Genomic DNA, 25,129 nt, shown 5'->3' on the forward strand with positions numbered 1-25,129 from the left:
ACGTGCCGCCCGCCCGCGTCCCTACGATGACGCCATGGTGAGCAAGAGCGCTGACATCACTGGCGGGATCGTCGTCGGCCACGACGGGTCGCGGGTGGGGACCACCGTCGTGCGGCGGGCCGCCGACCTGGCCCGACGGCTCGGCGTCACGCTGCACGTCATCCGCGTGTGGAGCGTGACGACGGCGCCGCGGCCCGACTCGATGGTGGGCGGCTACGTGCCGCCCTTCGCCGAGTTCGAGCGCGCGGTCATCGCCGACCTGGAGGACGACTGCACGGCGGCCGGGATCCCCGACGACGTCGACGTGCAGCTCTACGCCCTGCGTGGCCAGGCCACCGAGCGGCTCGTCGCGGCGGCCGCCGACGCGGAGATGCTGGTCGTCGGCACCCGCGGCGCGGGCGGGTTCGCCGGCCTGCGGTTCGGCTCGACCGCCGCACAGGTCGTCCGGGCCTCGCGCGTCCCGGTGCTCGTCGTGCCCAACGTCCCCGACTGATCGCGGCCGACTCGGGCGGGCCGTGCTGCGCGCGAGCCGCCGGGGCTGTTGAATGAGGCGGGTGACGCTGCCCGGACACGACCAGTCGACCTACCGGCTCCGCATGGAGTGGGGCCCGACGGGTGCCGAGGCCGTGCCCGCCGACTACGCGGTCGTCGTCGACGTGCTCTCCTTCACCACCACCCTCACCGTCGCGCTCGAGCGCGGCATCGAGGTCTTCCCCTTCCGCTGGAAGGACTCCCGCGCCGCCGAGCACGCGATGCGGCACGGGGCGACGCTCGCCGTCGGCCGGTTCGAGGCGCTGTCGCGCGGCGACGCCCGCCACGTCTCCCTCTCGCCCGCCGGGCTCGCCGAGGTCGAGGGCGTCGAGAGGCTCGTGCTGCCCTCGCCCAACGGCTCGACCATCGCGTTCTCGCTCGCCGAGTCCGGCGCCAAGGTCGTCGGCGCCTGCCTGCGCAACGCCGGCGCGGTCGCCCGGTGGCTCGCGCCCAAGGTCGCCGACGGCGCCAGCGTGGTCGTCGTACCGGCAGGGGAGCGGTGGTACGACGACACCCTCCGCCCGGCCGCCGAGGACCTGTGGGGCGCCGGCGCGGTGCTCACCGCGCTCGACCAGGAGGCGGAGGCCGGGGCCAGCCCGGAGGCCCGGATGGCGATGGCCGCCTGGCAGGCGGCGGTGCTGCCGCACGACCTGCTCCTCTGCGCGGGCGGGCGGGAGCTGACCGAGGTGGGGTTCGTCGCCGACGTGGAGATCGCCGCGCAGCACGACGCCAGCGAGGTCGTGCCGGAGCTGGTCGGCGAGTCGTTCCGCGACGCCACGGCCACGCCGCCGCCCCCGGGCGCCCGGCTGCGCCGCGTGGGCGACTGACGCCGGCCGGCGCATCCGGTCGGCGTCTCCCGAGCGCGTTCGGCGACCGTTCGGTCTGGTCGAGGGGGACGGGCGTCCCTAGTGTGATGAGGGCCACACTCGGGTGGCACCTATCTCGGAGGACACAGATGAACCCCTCGTCCCGCCTCGCGGTGCTCGGCACAGCACTCGCCGGCCTGCTCACCCCGCTCCTGGCCCTGCCCGCCCAGGCCGCTGCGCCCGGCTACGTCGCCCTCGGCGACTCCTACTCCTCGGGCACCGGCACCCGCTCCTACATCGCCGACGGCTCCAGCTGCCAGCGCTCCACGTCGGCCTACCCGAGCCTGATCGCGGCCGCCCGCGGCTACGCGCTCAACTTCCGCGCCTGCTCCGGCGCGACCATCCCCGACGTCACCTCCACCCAGCTCCCCGCCCTCCCCGCGAGCACCGCCTACGTCTCGGTGTCGGTCGGCGGCAACGACGCCGGGTTCGCCAGCGTGCTGACCGAGTGCGCCCTGCCGGGCTGGCTCAGCAGCTGCGACCGCGCGATCAACGGAGCGCAGTCGTTCATCACCTCCACCCTGCCCTCGCGGCTCACGACCCTCTACGCCGGCATCCGCAGCCGCGCGCCCCAGGCCAAGGTCGTGGTCGTCGGCTACCCGCGCATCTTCAACGGCGAGGACTGCAACGCGCTGACCTGGTTCTCCCCGGCGGAGGAGGCCCGGCTCAACCAGACCGCCGACCTGCTCAACAGCCGCCTCGCCGCCGCCGCGTCGGCCGCCGGCTTCTCCTTCGCCGACCCGACGAGCCGCTTCGTCGGCCACGCCGTGTGCGACGACGCCGAGTGGATCAACGGGCTGTCCAACCCGATCAGCGAGAGCTACCACCCCAAGGTCTCCGGTCACGCCTCGGGCTACACCCCGGTGGTCAGCCCGCTGCTGACCGGGGCCGCCGTGGCCGTCACGGCCGAGGTGGCCGCCGCCGCGGCCGCGGGCGCCGACGCGCAGGCCGCCCTGCAGCGGCAGTACGCCGCCGCCGACAGCACCATCGAGCCCGAGGGGTTCGTCGCTCCCGACCTGACGACGCCCGAGGCACGCAAGGCGGCCCGCCGCGCCGGCGTCGACCTCGACCGGTTCCTCGCTCGCAGCGCCCGCTGAGCCCGAGCCCGGGTCGCCGACTCGAGGACAGCTCGGACCGGTCCCGTGCGACCGGCCCGAGCGCCTCGAGGAGCGGCTGCGGGCCCGCCTCAGCCGCGCTGGCGGCCACGGCCCGAGCGGAGGTCGCGGACGTACTCCTCGAACAGGGCGCGGTGCACTTCGTGCGGCAGGAGGTCCGGGCGCCGCGCGACCACCGGCGCCAGCGCGAGCAGCAGGGGGTCGATGCTCTCGACGGTCTGCGCCGTGACCTTCAGGCCGCGCCGCCTGCCCGCGGTGGTCCGACCGAGGAGGGTCACCGACTTGTTCCAGAACTCGGGAGTGGCCCCGCCCGCCGAGCCGTCCACCCCTGGGCGGACCTCGGTCAGGTCGTCGAAGGCGAACGTACGCACCTCGCGCTCGCCCCGGCGTACGACGACGCGGTCCGAGCGGACCAGGATCGTGCGACCCCGCGCCCACCAGATCGCCCACGCTGGCAGGACCACCATCGCCACGAGGATCGCGACGGTGAGCAGCGCGCGCTGGTCCCCACCTTCTGCCCACGTGGCCGCGGCGAGCATGATTCCGACGACCAGCACCCCGATCGCCAGGCGGAGCACCAGCGGTCGGGGGGTGAGGACGGTGGCCGGCGACGATGCACCGGGCGGGCTCTCCATGTTTGCCCACAGTAGGGCGGGGAAGACGTCCTACGCACGACGACATCCCAGGAGGACTGCTGATGAGCTCACGGCTCGATGCCTATCTGGCGGCGATGAACGACTCGTTCGACGCCGCCGAGGCCCGACTGGACCAGGCCCAGGCCCTGGCCGCGACCACCGAACGGATGCGTGTGGAGGGCGTGTCGACCGACCGCGTCGTCACCGTCGTCGTCGACGGCAACGGCCAGATGGTCGACCTGCGCTTCGACGACTCGTTCGCCGGTCAGGACCCCGCCCGGCTCGCGCACAGCGTGCTCGAGGCCCACTCGCAGGCCAAGCGCCGGCTGAGCTTCGAGGTCGAGCAGGCCGCCCGCGAGATCTACGGTCCCGACGTCGCGGCGGCGTCGACGATCACGCAGTCCTACCGCAACACGTTCGGCTACGAGGAGTACCAACGATGAGCATCGACGTCAGCCTCGCCGCGATGCGGAGCCACGCGGGCAAGGTCGACCACCTCAAGGGCCGGGCCGACAGGGCCGTGCAGGCCGCCGACTCGGTCTCCTTCCACCCCAACACCTTCGGCAAGATCGGCGCCGCGCTGGTCTACCCGCTGATCGCGCCGCTCGAGGTCGCCGGCGTCGGCGCCACCCGCGCCGCGAGCGACTCCCTGTCGGCTACTGCCACGGGCATGCGGTCGGCGGCCGACCTGTTCGAGCTGGTCGACGAGAAGGTCGCTGAGCTCAACGAGACGATCCAGAAGGCACTGTCGTGAACGACCTGGTCGCCCTCGTCGACCGCAACCCCGGCTTCAACGACATGACCAACGGCCTGAAGATGATCGACGGGGCCGCCGACTCCGCCGAGGCCTTCGGACGCGGTGACTGGATCGAGGGCTCGGTCAACGGGCTCAGCGCCGGCATCGACGTCGTCGGCGCGGTCATCGACCCGATCGGCACCCTCGGGTCGATGTTCGCCGGCTGGCTCATCTCCCACATCGGCCCGGTGCAGGACGCCCTCGACGAGCTGCTCGGCGATCCCGCCACCATCCAGTCCTTCGCTCAGACCTGGGAGAACTGCGCCGGCCACCTCCGCGGCCTGGCAGACGACTACCGCGGCGCCGTCGCCGGCGACCTCAGCGGCCTGCGTGGCATGACGATGGACGCCTACCGTGAGTTCGCCGAGGCCGAGGAGTCGCTCGTGCGCGGCATGGGCAACGTCTGCACCGGGGTCGGCGCCGGCGTCGCCCTCGGGGGCACGGTGCTCGCCGGTGTCCGCGAGTTCATCGTGCAGATCATGTCCGACGCGATCGGCCAGATCATCAAGCTGCTCGGCGAGGCCGCGGCCACCCTCGGCATCGCGGCCCCGCACGCGATCACCACGGCGGCCAACAAGGCGCGCGAGCTGATCCAGAGGACCCGGACGCTGATGACCGACCTGGCCAAGTCGCTCGACAAGTTCGCCGACCTCGTCGCCGACATCTCCCCGGCGCTGGAGAAGGCCTCGACCGCCCTGGCGAAGGCCTCGCGCTACGCCTCGGAGATGAACGCGACCGAGCTCACCGCGCTCCAGCAGCTGATCAAGTCGACCACCCAGCTCGACAACTACCGCGATCCACAAACTGCCTGAGGCGCCGTGCGCAGCGTCGGTGGCGGTTGGTAGACAGGTGGCATGACCGCCGTCCCCACCAGCCCCGCCGACGTCCGCCCCGCCGCCCGCGAGGCGGCCGAGCGGCACCTCCGCGCGCTCGTCGGGCGCGACGACGCGGTGCTGCGCGAGGACCAGTGGGCGGCGATCGAGGCGCTCGCCGTCGACCGGCGCCGTGCCCTGGTCGTCCAGCGCACCGGGTGGGGCAAGTCGGCCGTCTACTTCGTGGCCACCAAGCTGCTGCGCGAGGGCGGGGCCGGCCCGACCGTGATCGTGAGCCCGCTGCTGGCGCTCATGCGCAACCAGATCGCCGCCGCCGAGCGGGCCGGCATCCGGGCGGTGACGATCAACTCGACCAACATCGACCAGTGGCAGCCGATCAACGAGCAGATCCGCGCCGGGGAGGTCGACGTCCTCCTCGTCAGCCCCGAGCGGCTCAACAACCCCGGCTTCCGCGACGAGGTGCTGCCGCGGCTCGCCGCCACCTGCGGCCTGCTCGTGGTCGACGAGGCCCACTGCATCTCCGACTGGGGCCACGACTTCCGCCCCGACTACCGCCGGCTGCGCACCCTGCTCGCCGAGCTGCCCACCGGCATCCCGGTGCTCGCCACGACCGCGACCGCCAACGCACGGGTGACCGACGACGTCGCCGAGCAGCTCGGCGTGCACGCCGACGGGGCCGCTGACTCGCAGGTGCTCGTGCAGCGCGGCACGCTCGACCGCGAGTCCCTCCGGCTCGGCGTCGTCCGGCTCCGGACCCCCGAGCAGCGGCTGGCCTGGCTGGCCGACCACCTCGCCGAGCAGCCCGGGTCGGGCATCGTCTACTGCCTCACCGTCGCCGCCACGCAGGAGGTCGCGGGTTACCTCCGCGACCGCGGCCTCGAGGTCGCGGCCTACTCCGGCCAGACCGAGCCCGACGAGCGGCACGCACTGGAGCAGGCGCTGGTGGACGGCCGGGTCAAGGCCCTCATCGCCACCAGCGCGCTGGGCATGGGCTTCGACGCGACCCTCGGCTTCGTGATCAACCTCGGCGCCCCGGCGTCGCCCGTCGCCTACTACCAGCAGGTCGGCCGCGCCGGCCGCGGCACCGACGAGGCGACCGTCGTGCTGCTGCCCCAGCTCGAGGACCGCGACATCTGGGCCTATTTCGCCTCTCTCGGCTTCCCGCGCGAGGAGCAGGTCCGCGAGACGCTCGCCGCCCTCGGCGCGTCCGAGCGCCCGATGTCGACGGCCACGCTCGAGACCCGCGTCGAGCTCGGCCGCAACCGGCTCGAGTCGATGCTCAAGGTCCTCGACGTCGACGGTGCCGTCCAGCGCGTGCAGGGCGGCTGGGTCGCGACCGGGCGTCCCTGGCACTACGACGCCGAGCGCTACGCCCGGGTGGCCGAGGCCCGCGAGCGCGAGCAGCAGGCGATGCTCGGCTACCTCGAGACCACCGAGTGCCGGATGCGCTACCTCCGCCAGCAGCTCGACGACCCCGACGCCACCGACTGCGGGCGCTGCGACAACTGCGGCGGGCTGACCCTCTCCACGTCGGTGAGCGAGACGGCGGTCGCCGAGGCCGGCCAGCGGCTCTCCCGCCCGGGCGTCGTGCTCGAGCCGCGCCGGATGTGGCCCACGGCGCTGGCCAACCTCGGCCTCGACCTCAAGGGCAAGATCACCCAGGGCGCCGAGCCGGGTCGCACCGTGGCCCGCCTCACCGACCTCGGCCACGGCCAGGCCCTGCGGGCGCTCTTCCGCGAGGACACCCCCGACGGCCCGGTCCCGCCCGGGCTCGCCCAGGCGGTGATGGACGTGATGAAGGACTGGGCCCCCGAGTGGAAGTCGCGTCCCGACGCGATCGTCGTCGTGGAGTCGGCGACCCGGCCCACCCTGACCCGCGACCTCGCCGACGGCCTGTCCCGCGTCATGCAGATCCCCATCGTCGGCACCTGGGCGATCCGCGACCCCTCCGTCCCGCCCCGCGCCGGCCAGTCCAACTCGGCCCAGCGCGTCGCGGCCGTGCGCCGTCGCGGTGGCCTCGACGCCGACGTGCCGCCCGGCGCCACCGTGCTGCTCGTCGACGACCAGGTGGCGACCGGCTGGACGCTCACGGTCGCCGCGACCGCGATCCGCGCGGCCGGGGCGAGCGCCGTCCTCCCGCTGGCCCTCGCCTCCCAGGGCTGAGCGCGGCCCCGGCCGGCCCGCCGGGTCCGTCATCCGGATCCGCACCGATGGGGTCGGGAACGGATGACGGGTCGGCTCGCCCGCGGGACCGTCAGAGCGCGGTCTTCACCGCGTGCTCGAAGTAGTCGCGCTCGAGGTCGCCGCGCAGCAGTCCGGGACGCTCGGCGACCTCCGCCTCGAGGCGGCGCAGCAGCGGCTGCAGCGACTCGACGTGGAAGCGGGACACCAGGATCGTGCCCCGGCCGACCCGGGGCTCGCCGGAGAGGAAGATCCGCTCGCTGGGCATGACCTTGCCGCCGTCGCCGGTGTAGCGCACCTTGATCTCGGCCAGGTCGTCGAAGGCGATCTGCTGGCGGACCTCGCCGCCGGCGACCACCGACACCGCCTCGTCCGAGACGTAGGTGTGGCGGGTGAGGATGCTGCGCACGAGCAGCAGGGGCGCGACGACGAGCACGAGGGCAATCACCGCGGCCATCACCCAGGCGCCGATCGCCGTGCCGCCCGACTCGCCGGTGGCGGCGCGGACCATGCGCACGGCCGGAACCGCGAAGACCCCCGCGGCCGCGGCCAGGACCCACACGAAGGTGTGGCGTTGTGGCAGCTCCGCCCCGAGACCGTCCATGTCTCGCAAGCATAGGGACGACTCAGGGGTGCGGGCAGCGGTGCCGGAGGGTCCGGGTCGGGCGTCAGTGACCCATCATCATCGTGGGGTCGACCGGGGCGACCTTCTTGCGGGGCAGGAACGCCGCCGGGATCAGGCAGCAGGCGACGAGCACCGTTGCGACGATGAACACCGTCGCGAACGCGTCGGCCATGTCGCTGGTCACCAGCTGCTCGAGGTTGCCGAGCTGGTCGGGCGAGATCCCGAAGCGCTCGAGGATGGCGGCCACCTTGGTCTGGTCGTCGCCGGCCTCGGCCAGCGCGGTGCCGGCGGCGACGAAGCGCGAGTCCTTGAGCTCGTTGGTGAGGATCACCGAGAAGAGCGCGGTGCCGATCGAGGCCGCGACCTGCTGGGTGATGTTGAGCAGGGTGGAGCCGCGAGCGACGTTGTGCGCCGTCAATGTCGCGAGGGCTGCCGTCATGATCGGCATCATCGTGCCGCCCATGCCGAGTCCCATGATGAACAGGGCGCCGAGGATGTAGACGTAGGACGTGTCGGCGGCGATCTGGGTGAACATCGCCATGCCGACCGTGATGACCGTGAGCCCGACCAGCACGATCTTGCCGGGGCCGATCCGGTCGGCCAACATGCCGGCGAGCGGCATCGTGAGCATCGCGCCGACGCCCTGCGGGGCGAGCAACCACCCGGTGAAGAGGGTGCCCTCGCCGCGGACCTGGATGAAGTAGAGCGGGAAGAGCAGCGAGGCGCCGAAGAAGGCGATGGCGAAGAGCGTCATCGCGAGGATCGCGACCGTGAGGTTGCGGTTCTTGAACAGGCGGAGCTCGACCAGCGGGTGGATGTTGCGCCGCGCGAGCGCCCACGGCACGAACGCCACGATGAGCGCGATGCCGACGACCATCGGCACGAGCACGCGGGCGGCCATGGCGGTGCCCTCCTCCGGGATGGAGCTGACGCCGTAGAGGAACGCCGCGAGGCCGGGCGAGAGCAGCAGCATGCCCAGCCAGTCGAAGGTCTCCGACGGCTCGACGTCGTCCTTGGGCAGCACGATCCAGGCGTAGACGATCGCGGCGATGCCGATGGGCAGGTTGATCAGGAAGATCCAGTGCCACGACGCGCTCTCGATCAGGGCGCCGCCGACGATCGGGCCGAAGATCGGGCCGAGGAGCATCGGGATGCCGAGCACCGCCATCACGCGACCGATCCGCTCGGGGCCGGCGGCGCGGGTCAGGATCGTCATGCCGAGCGGCATCAGCATGCCGCCGCCGAGGCCTTGGAGCACCCGGAACAGCACGAGCATCTCGAGCGACGTCGCCGCGGCGCAGAGCACCGAGCCGAGGGTGAACAGCAGCACCGCGAGGAGGTAGAGCCGCTTGGTGCCGAAGCGGTCGGCCGCCCAGCCCGTCAGCGGGATGACGCTGGCGAGGGCGAGGGTGTAGCCGGTCATCGTCCAGGCGACCTCGGCCGCGGTCGCGTCGAACTCCTGCTGGAAGGTGTTGAGCGCGACGGACACGACGGTGATGTCGAGGATCGACATGATCGCGCCGAGGACGACGACGCCGGCCACCATCAGGACGCTCTTGTCGAGCTTGTCGGAGTGCTCCGGGCGGATCTCGCCGGGCTGGGTCTGGGTGTGGGTCACCCGCCAACGTTAGGGGGTGCCGGTCACCCCGGCGCAATCGTTTTACGCGTGGCCTGGGTCACTGGCACCGGCGCTCGGGCGTACGCCGTCGAGGTCCTCGATCCGCGCCAGGCTCGGTCCGCGCTGCGACTGCAGGTCGAGCGCGACCGCCTCGACCTCGCGCATCACCCGCAGGGTGTTGCGGCAGGTCAGCCGGGCCAGGTCCCCGGCCGACCAGCCGCGCTCGGCCAGCGCGGAGAGCAGCCGCGGGTAGGCCGACACGTCCTCCAGCCCCGCGGGCAGGGTCTCGACCCCGTCGTAGTCGCCGCCGAGCCCCACGTGGTCGATGCCGGCCACCTCGCGCACGTGCTCCACGTGGGTGACGACGTCGTCGAGCGTGGCCGTGGGCTGCGGGTGGTCGACCACCCACGCCCGCTCGAACGCCGCGAACCGGACGCCGTCGGCCTCGGGGACGCCCTCGCTCGCCGCGGCCGCGACCATCTCGCGGTGGGCGTCGGCGCAGGCCTCGTTGACGAACTTCGGCACGAAGGTGACCATGCACACCCCGCCGCCGCGGGCCATCGCCTCGAGCACGTCGTCCGGGGCGTTGCGAGGGCTGTCGGTCACCGCCCGCGCGGAGCTGTGGCTGAAGATGACGGGCGCCTCGGCGACCTCGAGCGCGTCGCGCATCGTGTCGGCGGAGACGTGGGAGAGGTCGACCATCATCCCGGTGCGGTTCATCTCGCGCACGACCTCGCGGCCGAAGTCGGTGAGCCCGCCCGCCACCGGGCGGTCGGTGGCCGAGTCGGCCCAGGGGGTGTTGGCGTTGTGGGTGAGCGTCAGGTAGCGCACGCCGAGCGCGTGGAGCGCGCGCAGCGTGCCGAGCGAGCAGTCGATCGAGTGGCCGCCCTCGGCGCCCGCGAGCGAGGCGATCCGGTCGGAGGCCCACGCCTCCTCGACCTCGTCGGCCGTCGTCGCCCACACCAGCTGGTCGGCGTAGCGCTCGGTCAGCATCCGCGCGGCGTCGACCTGCTCGAGGGTGGCGCTCACGGCGGCGTCGCCGGTCAGCCGGGTGGGCACGTAGACCGACCAGAACTGCGCGCCCATCCCGCCCGCGCGCATCCGGGGCAGGTCGGTGTGGGTGGGGGTGCCGCCCGCGCCGACGTCGAGGCGGGAGAAGTCGTACGCCGCCTGCGCGCGCGCCTCCCACAGCAGGTCGTTGTGCCCGTCGATCACCGGGTGCGCGGCCAGCAGTGCGGAGACGTCCACGGGGGTGCCCATGGTCGTCGACCGTAGCCGGTCGAGCACCTGCGCGAGGCCCGGCGCGAGCCGGGGCGGGAACTCCGTGTCGGTGCGAGGCGTTAGCGTCTCGTCGTCCACCACCCGGTGGACCGGAGAGGGGCCAGATGACCGACATCCCACCGTGGTCCTCACCTCCGCCGCCGGCCGCGGCGTCGCGCCGGGGTGGGCGGGCATGAGCCTCGTGCCGGTCACGGGACCGGCCCGGCTGCTGGTGGGGGAGCCGCCCCGGGAGGGGTCGGTGGAGTTCACCGACGCGCGCCGCACCATCGTGATGCCGATCAGGGGCGCGCTGCCGGTGCTCGGCAAGGTGCGCGACCAGGCCGACGTGCACCCGTCGGTCGCGCTGCTCGCCGGGGCCGCGCTGATGGGCCTGCAGCTGGTCGCGTCGGGCCGCTTCGCCCCCGACCCCGAGGGGCGGCACTGGCAGGTCGCGGGCCTCGACGCGGCCGACGAGCAGCGGATCGCCGACCTGGCGCGCTCGCGGGCGTGGGACGGCTTCGACGAGGCGACCGCCGAGGGGATGGTGCGCGGGATGCTCGACGCGGTCGTCGACACCATGCCCCGCACCACCCCGGGGCGCTCCCGGCACCGCGGTCCCGCCCCCATGCCCGCGCCCGGCCCTCGGAGCCCCGACGACTTCAGCGACCGGCTGCAGCAGCGCATCGCCCGGATCCGCGCTCGCGGGCGCGACGACCGGCCGCAGCTGGTGTCGATCTCGTTCCGGGTCGAGGCCGACGAGGAGGAGCTGGTCGCGGGCGCCGTGCGCCTGGTCATGCAGGTGCACGCGGTCGACAACCCCGCCCACGTCGCCGACGCCTCCGAGCTGTGGGCCGAGGCCGGCCCCGACGCGGCCCACGGCTTCGGTGAGCGGGCCCGCACCCACGCCGCGATCGCCCTGCGCTCGGCGGCCGACGCCTGGCCGGTGCTCGACCGGCTGCTCGACCTGCGCGTCCCCGACGAGATCACCCTCGACACCGACGAGATCCTGTCGCTGCTCGACGGCGGCGCCGCGGCGCTCGCCGAGGCCGGACACCCGGTCATGTGGCCCAAGTACCTCGACCGCGACGTGACCCAGCGGGTCGAGCTGGGCCACCGGTCGCCGTCCGGTGGGCGGGAGGAGCCGCTGCAGGACGGCCTCTTCGGACCGCAGGCGCTGTTCGGCTTCGAGTGGCAGCTGTCGCTGCACGGCGAGGAGCTGACCGACGACGAGATGGACGAGCTGGCCCGCACGACCAGCCCGATCATCAAGCTCCGCGACAACTGGGTGGCGGTCGACTCCGCCGTGATCAAGCGCGCCCGCAAGAGGCTGATCCGCACCGTCACCCCCGTGCAGGCGCTGGCCGCGACCCTCACCGGCGTCGTCGACATCGACGACGCCCCCTACGAGGCGGTCGTCGGCGCGAGCCTGCTCGCCATGCGCGACCGGGTGCGTGAGGCGGTCACGGGCGAGCTCATCGACGTGCCTGAGGGCCTGCGCGCCGAGCTGCGCGACTACCAGCGCCGCGGCCTGTCGTGGCTGGCCGAGCTGACCTCCCTCGGGCTCGGCGGCTGCCTGGCCGACGACATGGGTCTCGGCAAGACGATCACGCTGATCGCGCTGCACCTGCACCGCAGCGAAGGGCGCGGCGGCGCCCCCACCCTGGTCGTCTGCCCGGCCTCGCTGCTCGGCAACTGGGAGGCGGAGATCCGCCGCTTCGCCCCCGGCGTCGCCGTACGCCGCCACCACGGCAGCACGCGCGACCTCGACGGCGTGCGCGACGGCTTCGTCCTCACCACCTACGGCACGATGCGCAACGACGCCGCCCTGCTGGCCGAGGTGCCGTGGGACCTCGTCGTGGCCGACGAGGCGCAGCACATCAAGAACTCCCGCTCGGCCGCCGCCCGCGCGCTGCGCACCATCCCCAGCACCGCCCGGGTCGCCCTCACCGGCACCCCGGTCGAGAACGACCTCACCGAGCTGTGGTCGATCCTCGACTGGGCGATCCCGGGCCTGCTCGGCAGCCGCAACGCGTTCCGCAAGGTGTGGGCCGGCCCGATCGAGTCGGGCCTCGAGCCCACCAAGGCGCGGCAGTTCGCCGACCTGATCGGCCCCTTCCTGCTGCGCCGCCGCAAGTCCGACCCGGGCGTGGCGCCCGAGCTCCCACCCAAGACCGAGACCGACCACCTCCTCGGCCTGACCCGCGAGCAGGTCGTCCTCTACGAGACCCTGGTGCGTGAGTCGATGCGTCGCATCGAGGAGGCCGACGAGGAGACCCGCCGCGGCCTGGTGCTCAAGCTGCTCACCGGCCTCAAGCAGATCTGCAACCACCCCGCCCACTTCCTGCGCCAGGCCAACCCCAAGATGCGGGGGCGCTCGGAGAAGGTCGAGCTCCTCGACGAGCTCGTCGGCACGGTGATGGCCGAGGAGGGCGCGGTCCTCGTCTTCACCCAGTACGTCGCGATGGCCGAGCTGCTGGTCCGCCACCTCGCCGCGGCGGGCGTGCCCCACCAGCTGCTGCACGGCGGCACGCCGGTGCGCCAGCGCGACGAGATGGTGGCGCGGTTCCAGGCCGGCGAGGTCCCGGTGTTCCTGCTCTCCCTCAAGGCCGGCGGCACCGGGCTCAACCTCACCCGCGCCGACCACGTCATCCACTTCGACCGCTGGTGGAATCCCGCCGTCGAGGACCAGGCCACCGACCGGGCCTACCGGATCGGCCAGACCCGGCCGGTGCAGGTGCACCGCTTCGTCACCCAGGGCACCATCGAGGAGCGCATCGCCGAGCTGCTGGCCCGCAAGCGCTCCCTGGCCGACTCGGTGCTCGCGCGGGGTGAGACGGCACTGACCGAGCTCTCCGACGCCGAGCTGCGCGACCTGGTCGAGCTGCGCCGCGAGGGCTCCGGATGAGCGCCCCGTCCGACGAGACCGCCACCACCCACCCCCGTCTGCCGCCCCGCCGCGGGGGCGGGTCCGGCACCTGGTGGAGCAAGGCCGTGCTCCGCGCCGTGGAGGAGGCCGCCTTCAGCGTCACCGACCTGCGCCGCGGCCGGGCGCTGGCGCGCTCGGGGTCGGTCGGCGCGATCACCGTCACCGAGGGCGGCGCGGTGGCCGCGGTGAACGACGGCCAGGACGCCTGGACCGTCGAGGTCACCGTGCCGGTCCTCGACCGGGGCGACGCGAGGGCGTTCACCGAGCTCGTCGCCGCCGAGTCGGGCAGGATCGGCGCGCTCCTGGCCGGGCAGCTGCCGCACTCGCTGGTCGAGGCGGTCGAGGAGGCCGGCGTCGAGCTGCTGCCCTACGGCGGCGAGCTGGGCTCGGCGTGCACCTGCGACGCGTGGCTCGACCCGTGCCCCCACGCGCTGGCCGTGCTGACCCAGCTGGCCTGGCTGATCCAGGCCGACCCGTTCGTGCTGACCCACCTGCGCGGGCTCTCGCGCGAGCGGGTGCTGCGCGACCTGCACCGGCTGGTCCGCCAGGCCCCCGACCCGGCGCCCAGCGACGCCCCGCCGGGCGGTGCCGGGCCCGACGAGGTCGACGACCTGGTGGTCGCCGAGGACGCCGCGGTCCGCGCGGCACGCCTGCTCGGGCAGGACAGCCCGTTCGAGGCCTGGTGACCCACCCCCCGTCGGCCAGGTCGGGGCAGCGGAGCAGGCGTACGGGTCGGGCGTACGGGTGAGGCGTCAGGAGAGCCCGAGCGCGCCGTGGGCCATGTGGCGGAGCACCTCGTGCATCTGCGGGTCGGGGAGCCGGCCGCTGTGCGGGGTGGAGTTGAGCAGGCCGAAGATGACGTGGGCGCGGGCGCGCGCAGTCTCCGGGCTCAGGGTCGGGTCGTGGCGGCGGATCTGCTCGGCCCAGACGTCGACGTAGGCGCGCTGCAGGGCACGGACGCGCTCGCGGGCCCTGTCGGGCAGGCTGCTCCAGTCACGGTCCTGCACGACGATGAGCGCCCGGTGCCCGAGGGCGAACTCGATGTGCCACTCGACCAGGGCCTCGAGCGCCGCACGCGGGTCGTCGGCGGCGGCGACGCGGCTGCGGCCCTCGGCCAGCAGGGTCTCGCTGATGCTCACCAGCATCTCGGCGAGCATCGCGTCCTTGGACTCGAAGTGCTTGTAGAGCGCCGGGCCGGAGATGCCGCAGGCGGCACCCAGCTCGGCCACCGAGACGCCGTGGAAGCCCCGGGCGGCGAAGAGGTCGGCGGCGATGTCGAGGATCTGCTGCCGGCGCGGGGTCACGGCCACGAGGTTAGTGCCTGCTAACCGCTCGCGCGGCGACGGGAGCGTCATCCGACGCTCCGGCGCCTGCCAGACTGCCAGCGGAATCACACGTGCCTCCCCAGGTACACGGTGTGCCACCCCTGGCACCACCCCACAGCGGTCCAAGCCGGTCCCCACGACCGTCGGACTCTGTCCTGAATGCTAGATCGTAGGCGCTACACCCCCAGGTGTGAGTGGTGCCAGCACCACCATCGGGCAAAAGATATCGTCGCGGAATCCCTTGGCGACGACGGATTCCGGCGTTGCTTGGCTCATCTACCGCGTTACCAGTGGTGCTCGTGGGACGGGGCGGGCGATCGCTACGATGCGCGCATGCCCCCGATCCGCGTGGTGCTCGCCGAGGACGGCGATCTCGTGCGCGCCGGGGTGCTCGCGCTGCTCGAGGGACGCGACGACATCGACGTGGTGGCCACCGCGACCAGCCTGCCGGACCTGCTCGCGGCCGTCGACGAGCACGAGCCCGACGTGGTGCTCACCGACATCCGGATGCCGCCCGACCTCACCGACGAGGGGATCCGCGCGGCCATCGAGCTGCGCCGCACCCATCCCGACACCGGCGTGGTGGCGCTGACCCAGTACTCCGACGTGGAGTACGCGCTCGACCTGGTGCGTGAGGGCAGCGACGGCCGTGGCTACCTGCTCAAGGAGCGCGTGGCCGACGTCGACGAGCTGGCGACCGCGCTGCACACGGTCGCGGCCGGCGGGTCGGTCATCGACCAGATCGTGGTCGACTCCCTGGTGGCCACCGGCGCCCGCCGCACCGACTCCGTCCTCGACCGGCTCACGCCGCGCGAGCTGGAGGTGCTGGGCATGGTGGCCCGGGGGATGACCAACGCCGCGATCGCCGCGGAGCTCGCGGTCACCGACCGGGCCGTGGAGAAGCACATCAGCTCGATCCTGACCAAGCTCGACCTGCCTGCCGACGCGCCCGTCCACCGCCGCGTGGCGGCGACGCTCGTCTTCCTCAGCGAGGCCGGCGTCGGCGGCATCGCGCGACTCGCGTGAGCGCGTCACGATGAGCGTCCTGAGCGGCTGGGACAGCCTGGACCCGACGCTGCGCCGGCTGATGCGGATCAACCTGGCCGTGCTGGGCGTCGCGACGCTGCTGCTCGCGGCGGCGTACGTCCTCGGCTTCCGCCCGGGCGCGGTCGAGGTCGACCTCGCGGTGATGGTGGCGTCGGTCGTGCTGCTGCTCGCCACCGCGCCGCTCGCACCCCGACACGGCGCCCCGGCGGCCGTCGTCGGGCTCACGCTCGCGGCCCTCGTCTTCGCCGTCGGCGGCACCTGGGCCACGCCCATCCTCAGCCCGCTGACGGCCCTGCTGACGATGGTGCCGCTGCTCGTGGGCTTCCCCTTCCTGGGCCGGCGCTGGATCCTGGCGCTCAGCGTCGTCGCGGTGATCGGCAGCGCGGGCGTGGCCGCGCTGGGCGAGTGGCGGCGACCGGAGGCGGTGAGCGAGCTGTGGTGGGTCAACGCCACGGTCGTCGCCGCGTCGCTGCCCGCCGGGGTGGCCGTCGTGGTGATGCTGGTGCGCGTGGCCTACGCCCGGCTGCAGGACCAGTCGGCCGAGCTCGTGGAGTCGCGGCGCCGGGTCGTCGAGGTCGCCGACGCCGCCCGCCGCAGCCTCGAGCGCGACCTGCACGACGGCGCGCAGCAGCGGCTGCTGGCCACCAGCGTGACGATCGAGCGGGCGCGCAAGGAGCTCGCCGCCGGACGCGCCGACAGCGCGGCGGCGCTGCTCGAGCAGCTGGCCACCGACAACCGCGAGACCGCCGACGCGCTGCGCGAGCTCGCCCGCGGCATCTATCCGCCGCTGCTCACCGAGCGCGGCCTGGTCGCGGCCCTGCAGTCGGCCGCGCGTCGCTCCGCGGTGCCGGTCACCCTCGAGGTCGTCGACGTCGAGCGGCAGAGCCGGGAGGTCGAGGCGGCGGCCTACTTCTGCATCCTCGAGGCGCTGACCAACGCCGCGAAGCACTCCGGTGCGTCCGAGGTGGTGATCACGGTCCGCGGACGCCCGCACCTCGCGTTCGCCGTGAGCGACGAGGGTCGCGGCTTCGACCCTGCCAGCGTCGACGTCGGCGGGCTGCTCGGGATGGAGGCCCGGGTCGCGGCGGCCGGCGGGCGCCTCGCGCTCGACACGGCGCCGGGCCGCGGCACGGTGCTGCGCGGGGAGTTCCCGCCCCGGGCCTGACCGTGCTCTGCCCAGGCCGGACCGGTGGACACCGGAGGTTAACGATCGCTAACCTGAGCCGGTGTCCGATCCCGTGAGCACCACCCCGACCATGCGCGAGCTCGTCGACGACCTCCGCGCCCGGCTGGCGCGGGTGCGCCAGGGCGGGTCGGAGTCCGCGCGGCGCAAGCACACCGACCGCGGCAAGCTGCTGGTCCGCGACCGCGTCGACCGGCTCCTCGACCCGGGCAGCCCGTTCCTCGAGCTGGCACCGCTGGCGGCGTTCGGGATGTACGCCGACGGCGACGACTACGCCGTCCCGTCCGCCGGCGTCGTCGCCGGGATCGGCCGGGTCTCGGGCCGCGAGTGCGTCGTCGTGGCCAACGACGCGACCGTCAAGGGCGGCACCTACTACCCGATGACGGTCAAGAAGCACCTCCGCGCCCAGACCGTCGCCGCGGAGAACCGGCTGCCCTGCATCTACCTCGTCGACTCCGGCGGGGCGTTCCTGCCGTTGCAGGACGAGGTCTTCCCCGACCGCGAGCACTTCGGCCGGATCTTCTTCAACCAGGCCAACATGTCGGCGAAGGGGATCCCGCAGATCGCCAGCGTGATGGGCTCCTGCACCGCCGGCGGGGCCTACGTCCCGGCGATGTCCGACGAGACGGTCATCGTGCGCGAGCAGGGCACGATCTTCCTCGGCGGCCCGCCGCTGGTGAAGGCCGCGACGGGCGAGGTCGTCACGGCCGAGGACCTCGGCGGCGGCGACGTCCACGCGCGCACGTCCGGCGTGGTCGACCATCTCGCCGAGGACGACGCCCACGCCCTCGCCATCGTCCGCTCCATCGTGGACACCCTCCCCGCGGTCCGGCCGGCCCGCGAGCCGAGGGCCGGGGTGGAGGAGCCGCACGAGCCGCCGGAGTCGCTCTACGACGTCGTGCCCACCGACACCCGCACGCCCTACGACGTGCGCGAGGTGGTCCGCCGGCTGGTCGACGGGAGCCGCTTCCACGAGTTCAAGAGGCTCTACGGCGACACGCTGGTGTGCGGCTTCGCCCGCATCGACGGCTACGAGGTCGGCATCGTCGCCAACAACGGCATCCTCTTCAGCGAGTCGGCGCTCAAGGGCGCCCACTTCATCGAGCTGTGCAACCAGCGCGGGATCCCGCTGGTGTTCCTGCAGAACATCACCGGCTTCATGGTCGGGCGCGAGTACGAGAACAAGGGCATCGCCCGCGACGGCGCCAAGCTGGTCACCGCCGTCGCGTGCAGCGTGGTGCCGAAGTTCACCGTCGTCATCGGCGGCTCGTTCGGCGCCGGCAACTACGGCATGTGCGGGCGCGCCTACGACCCCCGGTTCCTCTGGATGTGGCCCAACGCCCGCATCTCGGTGATGGGCGGCGAGCAGGCCGCCTCGGTGCTCGCGAGCGTCGCGGGCCGCGAGGACGACGACGAGTTCAAGGCGCCGATCCGCGAGCAGTACGAGACCCAGGGCTCGCCCTACTACGCCAGCGCGCGGCTGTGGGACGACGGCGTCATCGACCCCGCCGACACCCGCCGGGTGCTCGGCATGGCGCTCGCCGCGACGTCGTACACCCCGATCCCCGAGCCGTCCTACGGCATCTTCAGGATGTGATGACGATGACCGAGTCGTTCTCCGCAGTCCTCGTCGCCAACCGCGGCGAGATCGCCCGTCGCGTCATCCGCACGGCCCGGCGCCTGGGCCTGCCCACCGTCGCGGTCTTCACCGCCGCCGACCGCGACGCGCTGCACGTGCGCGAGGCCGACGAGGCGGTCGAGGTCGAGAGCTACCTCTCCGTCGACGAGATCGCCGAGGTGGCCCACCGCCGCGGCGGCTCGCGAACGGCGGTGCACCCGGGCTACGGCTTCCTGTCCGAGAACAGCGCCTTCGCCCGCGAGCTCGAGGGCACCGAGGGCGTCACCCTGGTCGGCCCGAGTGCCGACGTGATGGACGCGATGGGCCGCAAGGACCGGGCCCGCGACATCGCCGTCGCGGCCGGCGTGCCGGTGGTGCCGTCGTACGCCCTCGACGACGACCCGGCGACGTTCAGCTATCCCGTGCTGGTCAAGGCCGCCGCCGGCGGCGGCGGCAAGGGCATGCGGGTGGTGCGCAGCGCCGCTGAGCTGCCGGAGGCGAGGGCCGCCGCCGCCCGCGAGGCCACCTCCTCCTTCGGCGACGACACGCTCCTCATCGAGAAGTACGTCGAGTCGGGGCGCCACATCGAGGTGCAGGTCTTCGGCGACGTCCACGGCACCGTGCGCCACCTCTTCGAGCGCGACTGCTCGACGCAGCGCCGGCACCAGAAGGTGCTGGAGGAGGCGCCCGCACCGACGATCACCGACGCGCAGCGCGCGGCCATCACCTCGTCCGCCGTCGCGCTCGCCGCGCAGTGCGGCTACACCGGTGCCGGCACCGTCGAGTTCCTGCTCGACAACGCCACCGGCGAGTTCTACTTCCTCGAGATGAACACCCGCCTCCAGGTCGAGCACCCGGTCACCGAGGAGGTCGTCCGGATCCGCGGCGAGCGGGTCGACCTCGTCGAGCTCCAGCTGCGGGTGGCCGCGGGCGAGCCGCTCGGCTTCACCCAGGACGAGGTCACGCTCGACGGCCACGCGATCGAGGCCCGCGTCTACGCCGAGGACTCCTTCCACGGCTTCCTGCCGCAGGCCGGGCGCACGTCGATCGTGCGGTGGCCTGGTCACCGAGTCGAGCGCTCCAGCACTCACCATGTCCGCGTCGACCACGCGCTCGAGCCCGAGCAGGAGGTCTCCACCGCCTTCGACCCGATGCTCGGCAAGGTCATCGCCTGGGGCGCCGACCGGGAGGCCGCGCGGGCCGCGCTGGTCGACGCCCTCGGCGAGACCGCGATCCTGGGGATCACCACCAACACCGGCTTCCTGCGCGCCCTTGCCGACTCGCCGGAGTTCCGCGAGGCGACCATCGACACCGCGTGGCTCGACCGCCACGACGTCGCGATGCCCGATCCCGGCCTCGCGCGGGTCTTCGGCGCGTGGACCGAGGTGCTGCTCGACACGATGGGCGAGCCCGGGCCGTGGCGTGCCGACGGGTGGCGGATGGGCGCCGACCCCGCGCCCGACACGGTGGTGCTCGGCGAGGACCTGGTGGTCGTCGACCGGCACCGCGGCCGGGTCACGCACGACGGCACCAGCCACGACGTACGCCTGGTGTCGGCGGCCGACCACACCGTCCACCTGCTCGTCGACGGCGTCGCCGAGCACGCCGTCCTCAACGTCCAGCGCGACCTCGTCGACGTCGTGCACCGCGGACAGCGATGGGCGTGGGAGCGCCCCGACCCGTTCGGCGACCACACGGTCGCGGCCGGCGACGGCACGCTGCTCGCGCCGATGCCGGGCACCGTCCTGGCGGTCAACGTCGCCGAGGGCCAGGCCGTCGCCGAGGGTGAGACGATGGGCGTGATGGAGGCGATGAAGATGGAGCTGGCCCTCAGGGCGCCCTTCGCCGGCACGGTCACCACCGTCGGTGCCGCCGTCGGCGACCTGGTCAAGCTCGGCGCAGTGCTCTTCACCGTGGAGCCGGCCGATGACTGACCTCCCGATGACCGTCCGCGCCGAGGGCCTGCCGGAGCGCGTCACGATCTACGAGGTCGGCCCCCGCGACGGCCTCCAGAACGAGCAGGCGATCGTCCCGGTGGCGGTCAAGGCCGAGTTCGTACGCCGCCTCGTCGCCGCCGGCCTGCCGATCGTCGAGGCGACCAGCTTCGTGCACCCCCGCTGGGTGCCGCAGCTCGCCGACGCCGCCGAGCTGATGACCGAGCTCGGCGAGCAGGGTCGCCACCTGCCGGTGCTCGTGCCCAACGAGCGCGGGCTCGACCGGGCCCTCGAGCTCGGTCTCGAGCACGTCGCGATCTTCGGCAGCGCGACCGACACCTTCGCGACCAAGAACCTCAACCGCACCTTCGACGAGCAGTTCGCCATGTTCGAGCCCACCGTGGCGCGGGCGCGCGAGGCCGGGATGGACGTCCGGGCCTACGTCTCGATGTGCTTCGGCGACCCCTGGGAGGGCGCCGTGCCGATCGAGCAGGTCGTCACCGCCGGCACCCGGCTGCTCGACCTCGGCGCGAGCCAGCTCAGCCTCGGCGACACCATCGGCGTGGCGACCGCCGGCCACGTCGCGGCGCTCGTGGCGGCGTTCGGCGAGGCGGGCGTCGGCACCGACCGGCTGGCGATGCACTTCCACGACACCTACGGCCAGGCGCTCGCCAACACCCACGCGGCGCTGCTGGCCGGCATCACCACCTTCGACGCCAGTGCCGGCGGGCTCGGCGGCTGCCCCTACGCCAAGTCGGCCACCGGCAACCTCGCCACCGAGGACCTGGTGTGGATGCTGACCGGCCTCGGCATCGAGCACGGGGTCGACCTCGACGCCGTCGTGGCCACCAGCACCTGGATGGCCGCCCAGCTCGGCCGGCCGAGCCCCAGTGCCGTCGTCCGCGCGCTCGCCGGGGCGGAGTAGCCCGGTGGCGCACGGTCGTCGACGGGGCGATTCGCCAGCCGCATCGCACGGCGCCATCCCGGCTCGGGCACAATCACCCGCATGAGCCGCGTCGTCCACCTCCACATCGGCGCCCCCAAGACCGGCACGACCTACCTCCAGGACCGGCTGCTGCTCAACGCCTCCTCGCTGGCGCGTCACGGCGTGACGATCCCCAGCCCGCGGGGCGGCCGCTCGGACATGTTCCACTTCCGGGCCGCGCTCGACCTCCTCGAGCAGGACTGGGGCGGCGCGCCCGGTCACGCCCAGGGCGCCTGGGACTCGATGATGCGCAAGGTGCGGCGCGCCGACGGCAACGTGGTGATCAGCCACGAGATCCTCGCCGGCGCCAAGCCCGACAAGGTCGCCCGGGCGATGAACGACCTCGCGGGCCAGGAGGTGCACATCGTCTACTCCGCCCGCGACCTCGGCCGCCAGCTCCCCGCCGCGTGGCAGGAGTCCATCAAGCAGGGCCGCAAGTGGCCCTTCAAGCGGTTCCTGACCAAGGTCGAGCGCAGCCAGACGTGGTTCTTCAACGCCATGGACCTGCCGACGGTGCTCGCGCGCTGGGGCGCCAAGCTCCCTCCCGAGCGGGTGCACGTCGTCACCGTCCCCCACGACCGCGGCCCCAACGGCGACGAGCTGTGGCTGCGGTTCTGCCGGGCCTTCAGCATCGACCCCGCGTGGGCCCCGCTCGACTCCGAGCGCGACAACCGCTCGCTCGGCATCGCCGAGACCTCGCTGCTGCGCAAGCTCAACCGGCGCCTCGAGCTCGGCGTGTGGCGCGACCCGGCGTACGACGCGCTGATCCGCGAGCTGCTCGCCCAGCAGGTGCTCGTCTCCCGCACGGCGGTCCCGGTCCGGCTCCCTCCCGACCGCTACGGCTTCGCCGAGGAGCAGGCGGACCTGTGGATCGACTGGATCAAGGGCAGCGGGGTCGACGTCGTCGGCGACGTGGAGGACCTGCGCCCGCGCCGGCCCGCCGAGGGCGAGAAGTGGAAGGACCCCGACCGTGTGCGCGCCAAGCTCGAGCTCGGCGCCGCGCTCGACGCCCTGACGGTGATGACGCAGGAGGCGGCCGCCCGCGCGTCCTCCGACACCCTCGGCGGACGGCTGCGCGACACCGCGCGTCGGCTGCGCGACCGGTGACGCGCCGGACCGGCGCCACCGGGCCGGCGGGGTCCGTGCACGGCTGGATCGCCCACCTGCGCGCCGGTGGCACGACGCCGTGGCTGGAGTGGACCGGACCGGCCCCTGACCCCGGCGCAGGCCCCGGTCGCCCGGCTGCCGGGCGGGCGCTGCCCGGCGCCCAGCAGCTCGAGCTGCTGCGCCGCGTCAACGTCGCCCGGGCGAGCGCCACCGGCGCGCGCGACGACCGGTCCTGCGCCGAGCTGGCCGACCGGGTGCTCGCGGCGCCCGCCGCCGGGCGCGGCAAGGCCGACCTCCCGCTCGTCGGGGCCGCGCCGGCCGCGTTCGGTCCCCGGCCGGTCGACCCGGCATCGGTCGGCGAGCACGAGCTGCTCCGGGTCGCCGCCTCGCTCCTGGCCGACGACCTGGTCGCGCTCGGCGCCGACCCGGTCCGCCCCCGCCTGTCCCGGCCGTGGCGCCGCCGCTACCGCCTCGTGGGCGACCCGCTGGTCGCCACCGCCGCCCGCGAGCACCTGCTCGCCCGGGGCCGGCCCGAGGGCGGCCCGCGGGCGTTCGTCGTGGCCGTCGGCGGACCGCTCGACGACCTGCTCGCCCACACCTGGACCCAGCGGTGCTTCGAGCACGGCAGCCGTCCCTGGATCGACTGGCTGCGCTTCTGGCGCCAGCGCGACCAGCTGCCGGCCCGGGTCGACCTCGCCGACTCCGTACGACGGCGGGGCGGGCGCCGGCCGTTCGTCCGGGTGGTGACCGACCTCGACCAGCTGCCGCGCCAGGTCGGCGTACGCCGGCTGCCGCCCGTGCGGGTGCCGGGCGCCGACCAGGCTGAGCTCGCGCGCCGCGTCGCGGCCGTCGTCGGGCTGCGGGTGCCGGTCGTGGAGCGCCCCGCGCTGATGCGCACACTGCAGCGGCGGATCCCCGACACCGGCGTCGCGCCGGTCGGCGTGCCCGCCGCCGAGCACGACTGGGTGGTCGCGTCGGCGGCCCGCACCACCCGGGCGCTGACCCGTGCTGGCTACCCTGTCGTGGGCGACCTCGCCGACCTCGCCCCGCGCGGGTCCGACCGGGCCGGCGCGGACGCCCCGGACGATCGGCAGGTGCTCGACCTGGCGATCCGGATGATCGTCGACCCGCAGTGGCGCACGGACCCGCCGCCGGCGGGGACGAGGCGGCCGGGACGGACCGGCGGACACGACGTGGTGGAGAGGACGGTGGAGCGGTGAGCAGGCGGGTGCTTCTGCACGTGGGCTGCCCCAAGACCGGCACGTCGTACCTCCAGGACGTCCTCTTCCGCAACCAGTCCGTGCTCCGCGAGCACGACATCCTCTACCCGGCCGACCGGTTCGACGCCCACTTCCTGGCCGCGCTGGACCTGATGACGCTCCCGTGGGGCGGCATCGAGACCGAGGCGGTCGGCGCCTGGGACCGGCTGGCCGAGCAGGTGCGGTCGTGGCACGGCACCTCGATCATCAGCCACGAGATCTTCGCGCGGGCCACGCCCACCCAGGTCGAGCGGGCGCTGGACTCGCTGGGCGACGCGGAGGTCCACCTCGTCCTGTCGGCGCGCGACCTGGTGCGCCAGGTGCCCGCGGAGTGGCAGGAGAACGTCAAGCACCGCAGCCACATCACCTACGCCCAGTTCCTGCGGACCATCCGCGACCCCGCCCGCGACTCGCGGATCGGCTCGTGGTTCTGGGCCGTGCAGGAGGTCCCCGACATCCTCGACCGCTGGGGCTCCTCGCTGCCGTCCGAGCGCGTCCACCTGGTGACGCTGCCGCCGCCGGGCGCCGACCGCGGCGAGCTGTGGCGCCGGTTCTCGCGGACGTTCGGCCTCGACGGGCTGCCGCTCGACCTGACCGCCGAGCGGGAGAACCCGTCCCTCGGCGTTCCCGAGACCGCGCTGCTGCGCACCATCAACGAGCGGGTCACCTCGATCATCGCGCCCCCCGACTACCGCCCGCTGGTCCGCGAGACGCTGGCGCACCAGACCCTCTCGCGCAGCGTGACCTCGGCCCGGCTGGGCCTGCCGCCCGACGACCATGCGTGGGCGCGCGGGCTCTCCGACCACTGGATCGAGGTGCTGGCCCAGCGCGGCTACGACGTGGTCGGCTCGCTCGACGACCTGCGCGGCCCCGACCTCGGCGCGTACGCCGACCCCGACGCCGTCACCGCCGACGAGCTGCTGCCGCCCGCGCTCGACGCGATCAGCGCCCTGCTCGTGGAGGCCGCCCGTCTGCGGGCGGTCGAGGAGCGGCTCCACCGCGAGCTCCACGAGACCCGCGACCAGCTCGAGCGGGCCCGGGCGACGCCCGCCTACCGGGCCAGGCGCAAGGTGGTCACCACGCTCGAGGAGACCGCCGCCGGCCGGGGCTCGCTCGACGTCTACCGCCGGCTCCGCCGCCGCGGCTGACCCGCGGCCGGGCTCGTTCGTCCGCCCGCCCTCGTCGTCATGTCGAAGTCCCCGCTCGAGCGGGGACTCCGACACCTGGAGGCCGACGCAACGGCCTCCAGGTGTCAGACCAGGCCTCCAAGTGGGGGCCGGAACGC

The 25,129-nt window shown here is 73.8% G+C and carries 22 protein-coding genes; 17 read left to right on the forward strand and 5 right to left on the reverse strand.

Features of this window, described 5'->3' with window-relative positions:
• Nucleotides 1-34: 34 nt before the first annotated feature.
• The 3 genes from AC4H2S_RS03835 (at nt 35) to AC4H2S_RS03845 (ending at nt 2,494) form a co-directional block, all read left to right on the forward strand.
• The gene (locus AC4H2S_RS03835; protein ID WP_491495628.1) at nt 35-493 is read left to right on the forward strand and encodes a universal stress protein; all 459 of its coding nucleotides are present in this window, start codon (nt 35-37) and stop codon (nt 491-493) included.
• Nucleotides 494-554: 61 nt separating this feature from the next.
• Nucleotides 555-1,358 (forward strand): 2-phosphosulfolactate phosphatase, encoded by an 804-nt coding sequence (locus AC4H2S_RS03840; RefSeq protein WP_491495629.1) that lies wholly within the window; start codon nt 555-557, stop codon nt 1,356-1,358.
• A 128-nt stretch (nt 1,359-1,486) separates the two neighbouring features.
• A complete protein-coding gene (locus tag AC4H2S_RS03845) occupies nt 1,487-2,494 on the forward strand; it encodes an SGNH/GDSL hydrolase family protein (RefSeq protein ID WP_491495630.1) in 1,008 nt (335 codons plus the stop codon).
• 89 nt (nt 2,495-2,583) lie between these two features.
• Here the strand turns inward: AC4H2S_RS03845 and AC4H2S_RS03850 are convergent, their stop codons facing one another.
• Nucleotides 2,584-3,147 carry a hypothetical protein gene (locus AC4H2S_RS03850; RefSeq protein WP_491495631.1) on the reverse strand — a complete coding sequence of 188 codons (564 nt, stop codon included), beginning with the start codon at nt 3,145-3,147 and terminating at the stop codon, nt 2,584-2,586.
• Nucleotides 3,148-3,209: 62 nt separating this feature from the next.
• On the opposite strand from AC4H2S_RS03850, the gene AC4H2S_RS03855 reads away from it, so the two are divergent.
• The 4 genes from AC4H2S_RS03855 to AC4H2S_RS03870 are packed head-to-tail and all read left to right on the forward strand — an operon-like array spanning nt 3,210 to nt 6,939.
• Nucleotides 3,210-3,590, forward strand: a complete 381-nt coding sequence (locus AC4H2S_RS03855) for a YbaB/EbfC family nucleoid-associated protein (RefSeq protein ID WP_491495632.1) — start codon at nt 3,210-3,212, stop codon at nt 3,588-3,590.
• On the forward strand, nt 3,587-3,901 hold the full coding sequence (locus tag AC4H2S_RS03860; RefSeq protein ID WP_491495633.1) for a type VII secretion target: 315 nt from the start codon (nt 3,587-3,589) through the stop codon (nt 3,899-3,901). Before AC4H2S_RS03855 ends, AC4H2S_RS03860 begins: the two co-directional genes overlap by 4 nt.
• Nucleotides 3,898-4,755: a hypothetical protein gene (locus AC4H2S_RS03865; protein WP_491495634.1), complete on the forward strand. Its 858-nt coding sequence runs from the start codon at nt 3,898-3,900 to the stop codon at nt 4,753-4,755. Before AC4H2S_RS03860 ends, AC4H2S_RS03865 begins: the two co-directional genes overlap by 4 nt.
• Nucleotides 4,756-4,797: 42 nt before the next feature.
• Nucleotides 4,798-6,939: a RecQ family ATP-dependent DNA helicase gene (locus tag AC4H2S_RS03870; protein WP_491495635.1), complete on the forward strand. Its 2,142-nt coding sequence runs from the start codon at nt 4,798-4,800 to the stop codon at nt 6,937-6,939.
• A gap of 91 nt (nt 6,940-7,030) precedes the next feature.
• Here the strand turns inward: AC4H2S_RS03870 and AC4H2S_RS03875 are convergent, their stop codons facing one another.
• The 3 genes from AC4H2S_RS03875 to AC4H2S_RS03885 form a co-directional block, all read right to left on the reverse strand.
• Entirely contained in the window at nt 7,031-7,561 is a 531-nt protein-coding gene (locus tag AC4H2S_RS03875; protein WP_491495636.1) for a hypothetical protein, read from the reverse strand.
• A 64-nt stretch (nt 7,562-7,625) separates the two neighbouring features.
• Nucleotides 7,626-9,200 (reverse strand): DHA2 family efflux MFS transporter permease subunit, encoded by a 1,575-nt coding sequence (locus AC4H2S_RS03880; protein ID WP_491495637.1) that lies wholly within the window; start codon nt 9,198-9,200, stop codon nt 7,626-7,628.
• A 42-nt stretch (nt 9,201-9,242) separates the two neighbouring features.
• Nucleotides 9,243-10,460: a dipeptidase gene (locus tag AC4H2S_RS03885; RefSeq protein ID WP_491495638.1), complete on the reverse strand. Its 1,218-nt coding sequence runs from the start codon at nt 10,458-10,460 to the stop codon at nt 9,243-9,245.
• Between the two features lie 142 nt (nt 10,461-10,602).
• Between AC4H2S_RS03885 and AC4H2S_RS03890 the strand changes: the two genes are divergently transcribed.
• Both AC4H2S_RS03890 and AC4H2S_RS03895 read left to right on the forward strand, forming a co-directional pair.
• Nucleotides 10,603-13,365, forward strand: coding sequence for a DEAD/DEAH box helicase (locus tag AC4H2S_RS03890; RefSeq protein WP_491495639.1), 2,763 nt, complete (start codon nt 10,603-10,605; stop codon nt 13,363-13,365).
• Nucleotides 13,362-14,072, forward strand: a complete 711-nt coding sequence (locus AC4H2S_RS03895) for an SWIM zinc finger family protein (RefSeq protein ID WP_491495640.1) — start codon at nt 13,362-13,364, stop codon at nt 14,070-14,072. The genes AC4H2S_RS03890 and AC4H2S_RS03895 overlap by 4 nt, the downstream gene beginning before the upstream one ends.
• Nucleotides 14,073-14,138: 66 nt before the next feature.
• Here the strand turns inward: AC4H2S_RS03895 and AC4H2S_RS03900 are convergent, their stop codons facing one another.
• On the reverse strand, nt 14,139-14,690 hold the full coding sequence (locus tag AC4H2S_RS03900) for an SACE_7040 family transcriptional regulator (protein ID WP_491495641.1): 552 nt from the start codon (nt 14,688-14,690) through the stop codon (nt 14,139-14,141).
• A gap of 354 nt (nt 14,691-15,044) precedes the next feature.
• On the opposite strand from AC4H2S_RS03900, the gene AC4H2S_RS03905 reads away from it, so the two are divergent.
• From AC4H2S_RS03905 to AC4H2S_RS03940, 8 genes are all read left to right on the forward strand, one after another.
• The gene (locus AC4H2S_RS03905; RefSeq protein WP_491495642.1) at nt 15,045-15,737 is read left to right on the forward strand and encodes a response regulator transcription factor; all 693 of its coding nucleotides are present in this window, start codon (nt 15,045-15,047) and stop codon (nt 15,735-15,737) included.
• Between the two features lie 10 nt (nt 15,738-15,747).
• Entirely contained in the window at nt 15,748-16,923 is a 1,176-nt protein-coding gene (locus tag AC4H2S_RS03910) for a sensor histidine kinase (RefSeq protein WP_491495643.1), read from the forward strand.
• A 91-nt stretch (nt 16,924-17,014) separates the two neighbouring features.
• On the forward strand, nt 17,015-18,538 hold the full coding sequence (locus tag AC4H2S_RS03915) for a carboxyl transferase domain-containing protein (RefSeq protein ID WP_491495846.1): 1,524 nt from the start codon (nt 17,015-17,017) through the stop codon (nt 18,536-18,538).
• Between the two features lie 5 nt (nt 18,539-18,543).
• Nucleotides 18,544-20,493, forward strand: a complete 1,950-nt coding sequence (locus tag AC4H2S_RS03920; RefSeq protein WP_491495644.1) for an acetyl/propionyl/methylcrotonyl-CoA carboxylase subunit alpha — start codon at nt 18,544-18,546, stop codon at nt 20,491-20,493.
• Nucleotides 20,486-21,418, forward strand: coding sequence for a hydroxymethylglutaryl-CoA lyase (locus AC4H2S_RS03925; RefSeq protein WP_491495645.1), 933 nt, complete (start codon nt 20,486-20,488; stop codon nt 21,416-21,418). Before AC4H2S_RS03920 ends, AC4H2S_RS03925 begins: the two co-directional genes overlap by 8 nt.
• An 81-nt stretch (nt 21,419-21,499) precedes the next feature.
• Nucleotides 21,500-22,585 (forward strand): hypothetical protein, encoded by a 1,086-nt coding sequence (locus AC4H2S_RS03930; RefSeq protein ID WP_491495646.1) that lies wholly within the window; start codon nt 21,500-21,502, stop codon nt 22,583-22,585.
• Nucleotides 22,582-23,805: a hypothetical protein gene (locus AC4H2S_RS03935; RefSeq protein ID WP_491495647.1), complete on the forward strand. Its 1,224-nt coding sequence runs from the start codon at nt 22,582-22,584 to the stop codon at nt 23,803-23,805. Before AC4H2S_RS03930 ends, AC4H2S_RS03935 begins: the two co-directional genes overlap by 4 nt.
• Nucleotides 23,802-24,992 (forward strand): hypothetical protein, encoded by a 1,191-nt coding sequence (locus AC4H2S_RS03940; RefSeq protein ID WP_491495648.1) that lies wholly within the window; start codon nt 23,802-23,804, stop codon nt 24,990-24,992. Before AC4H2S_RS03935 ends, AC4H2S_RS03940 begins: the two co-directional genes overlap by 4 nt.
• Nucleotides 24,993-25,129: the final 137 nt, after the last annotated feature.

The sequence above is a fragment of the Nocardioides sp. Z13_37 genome, from assembly GCF_058355585.1.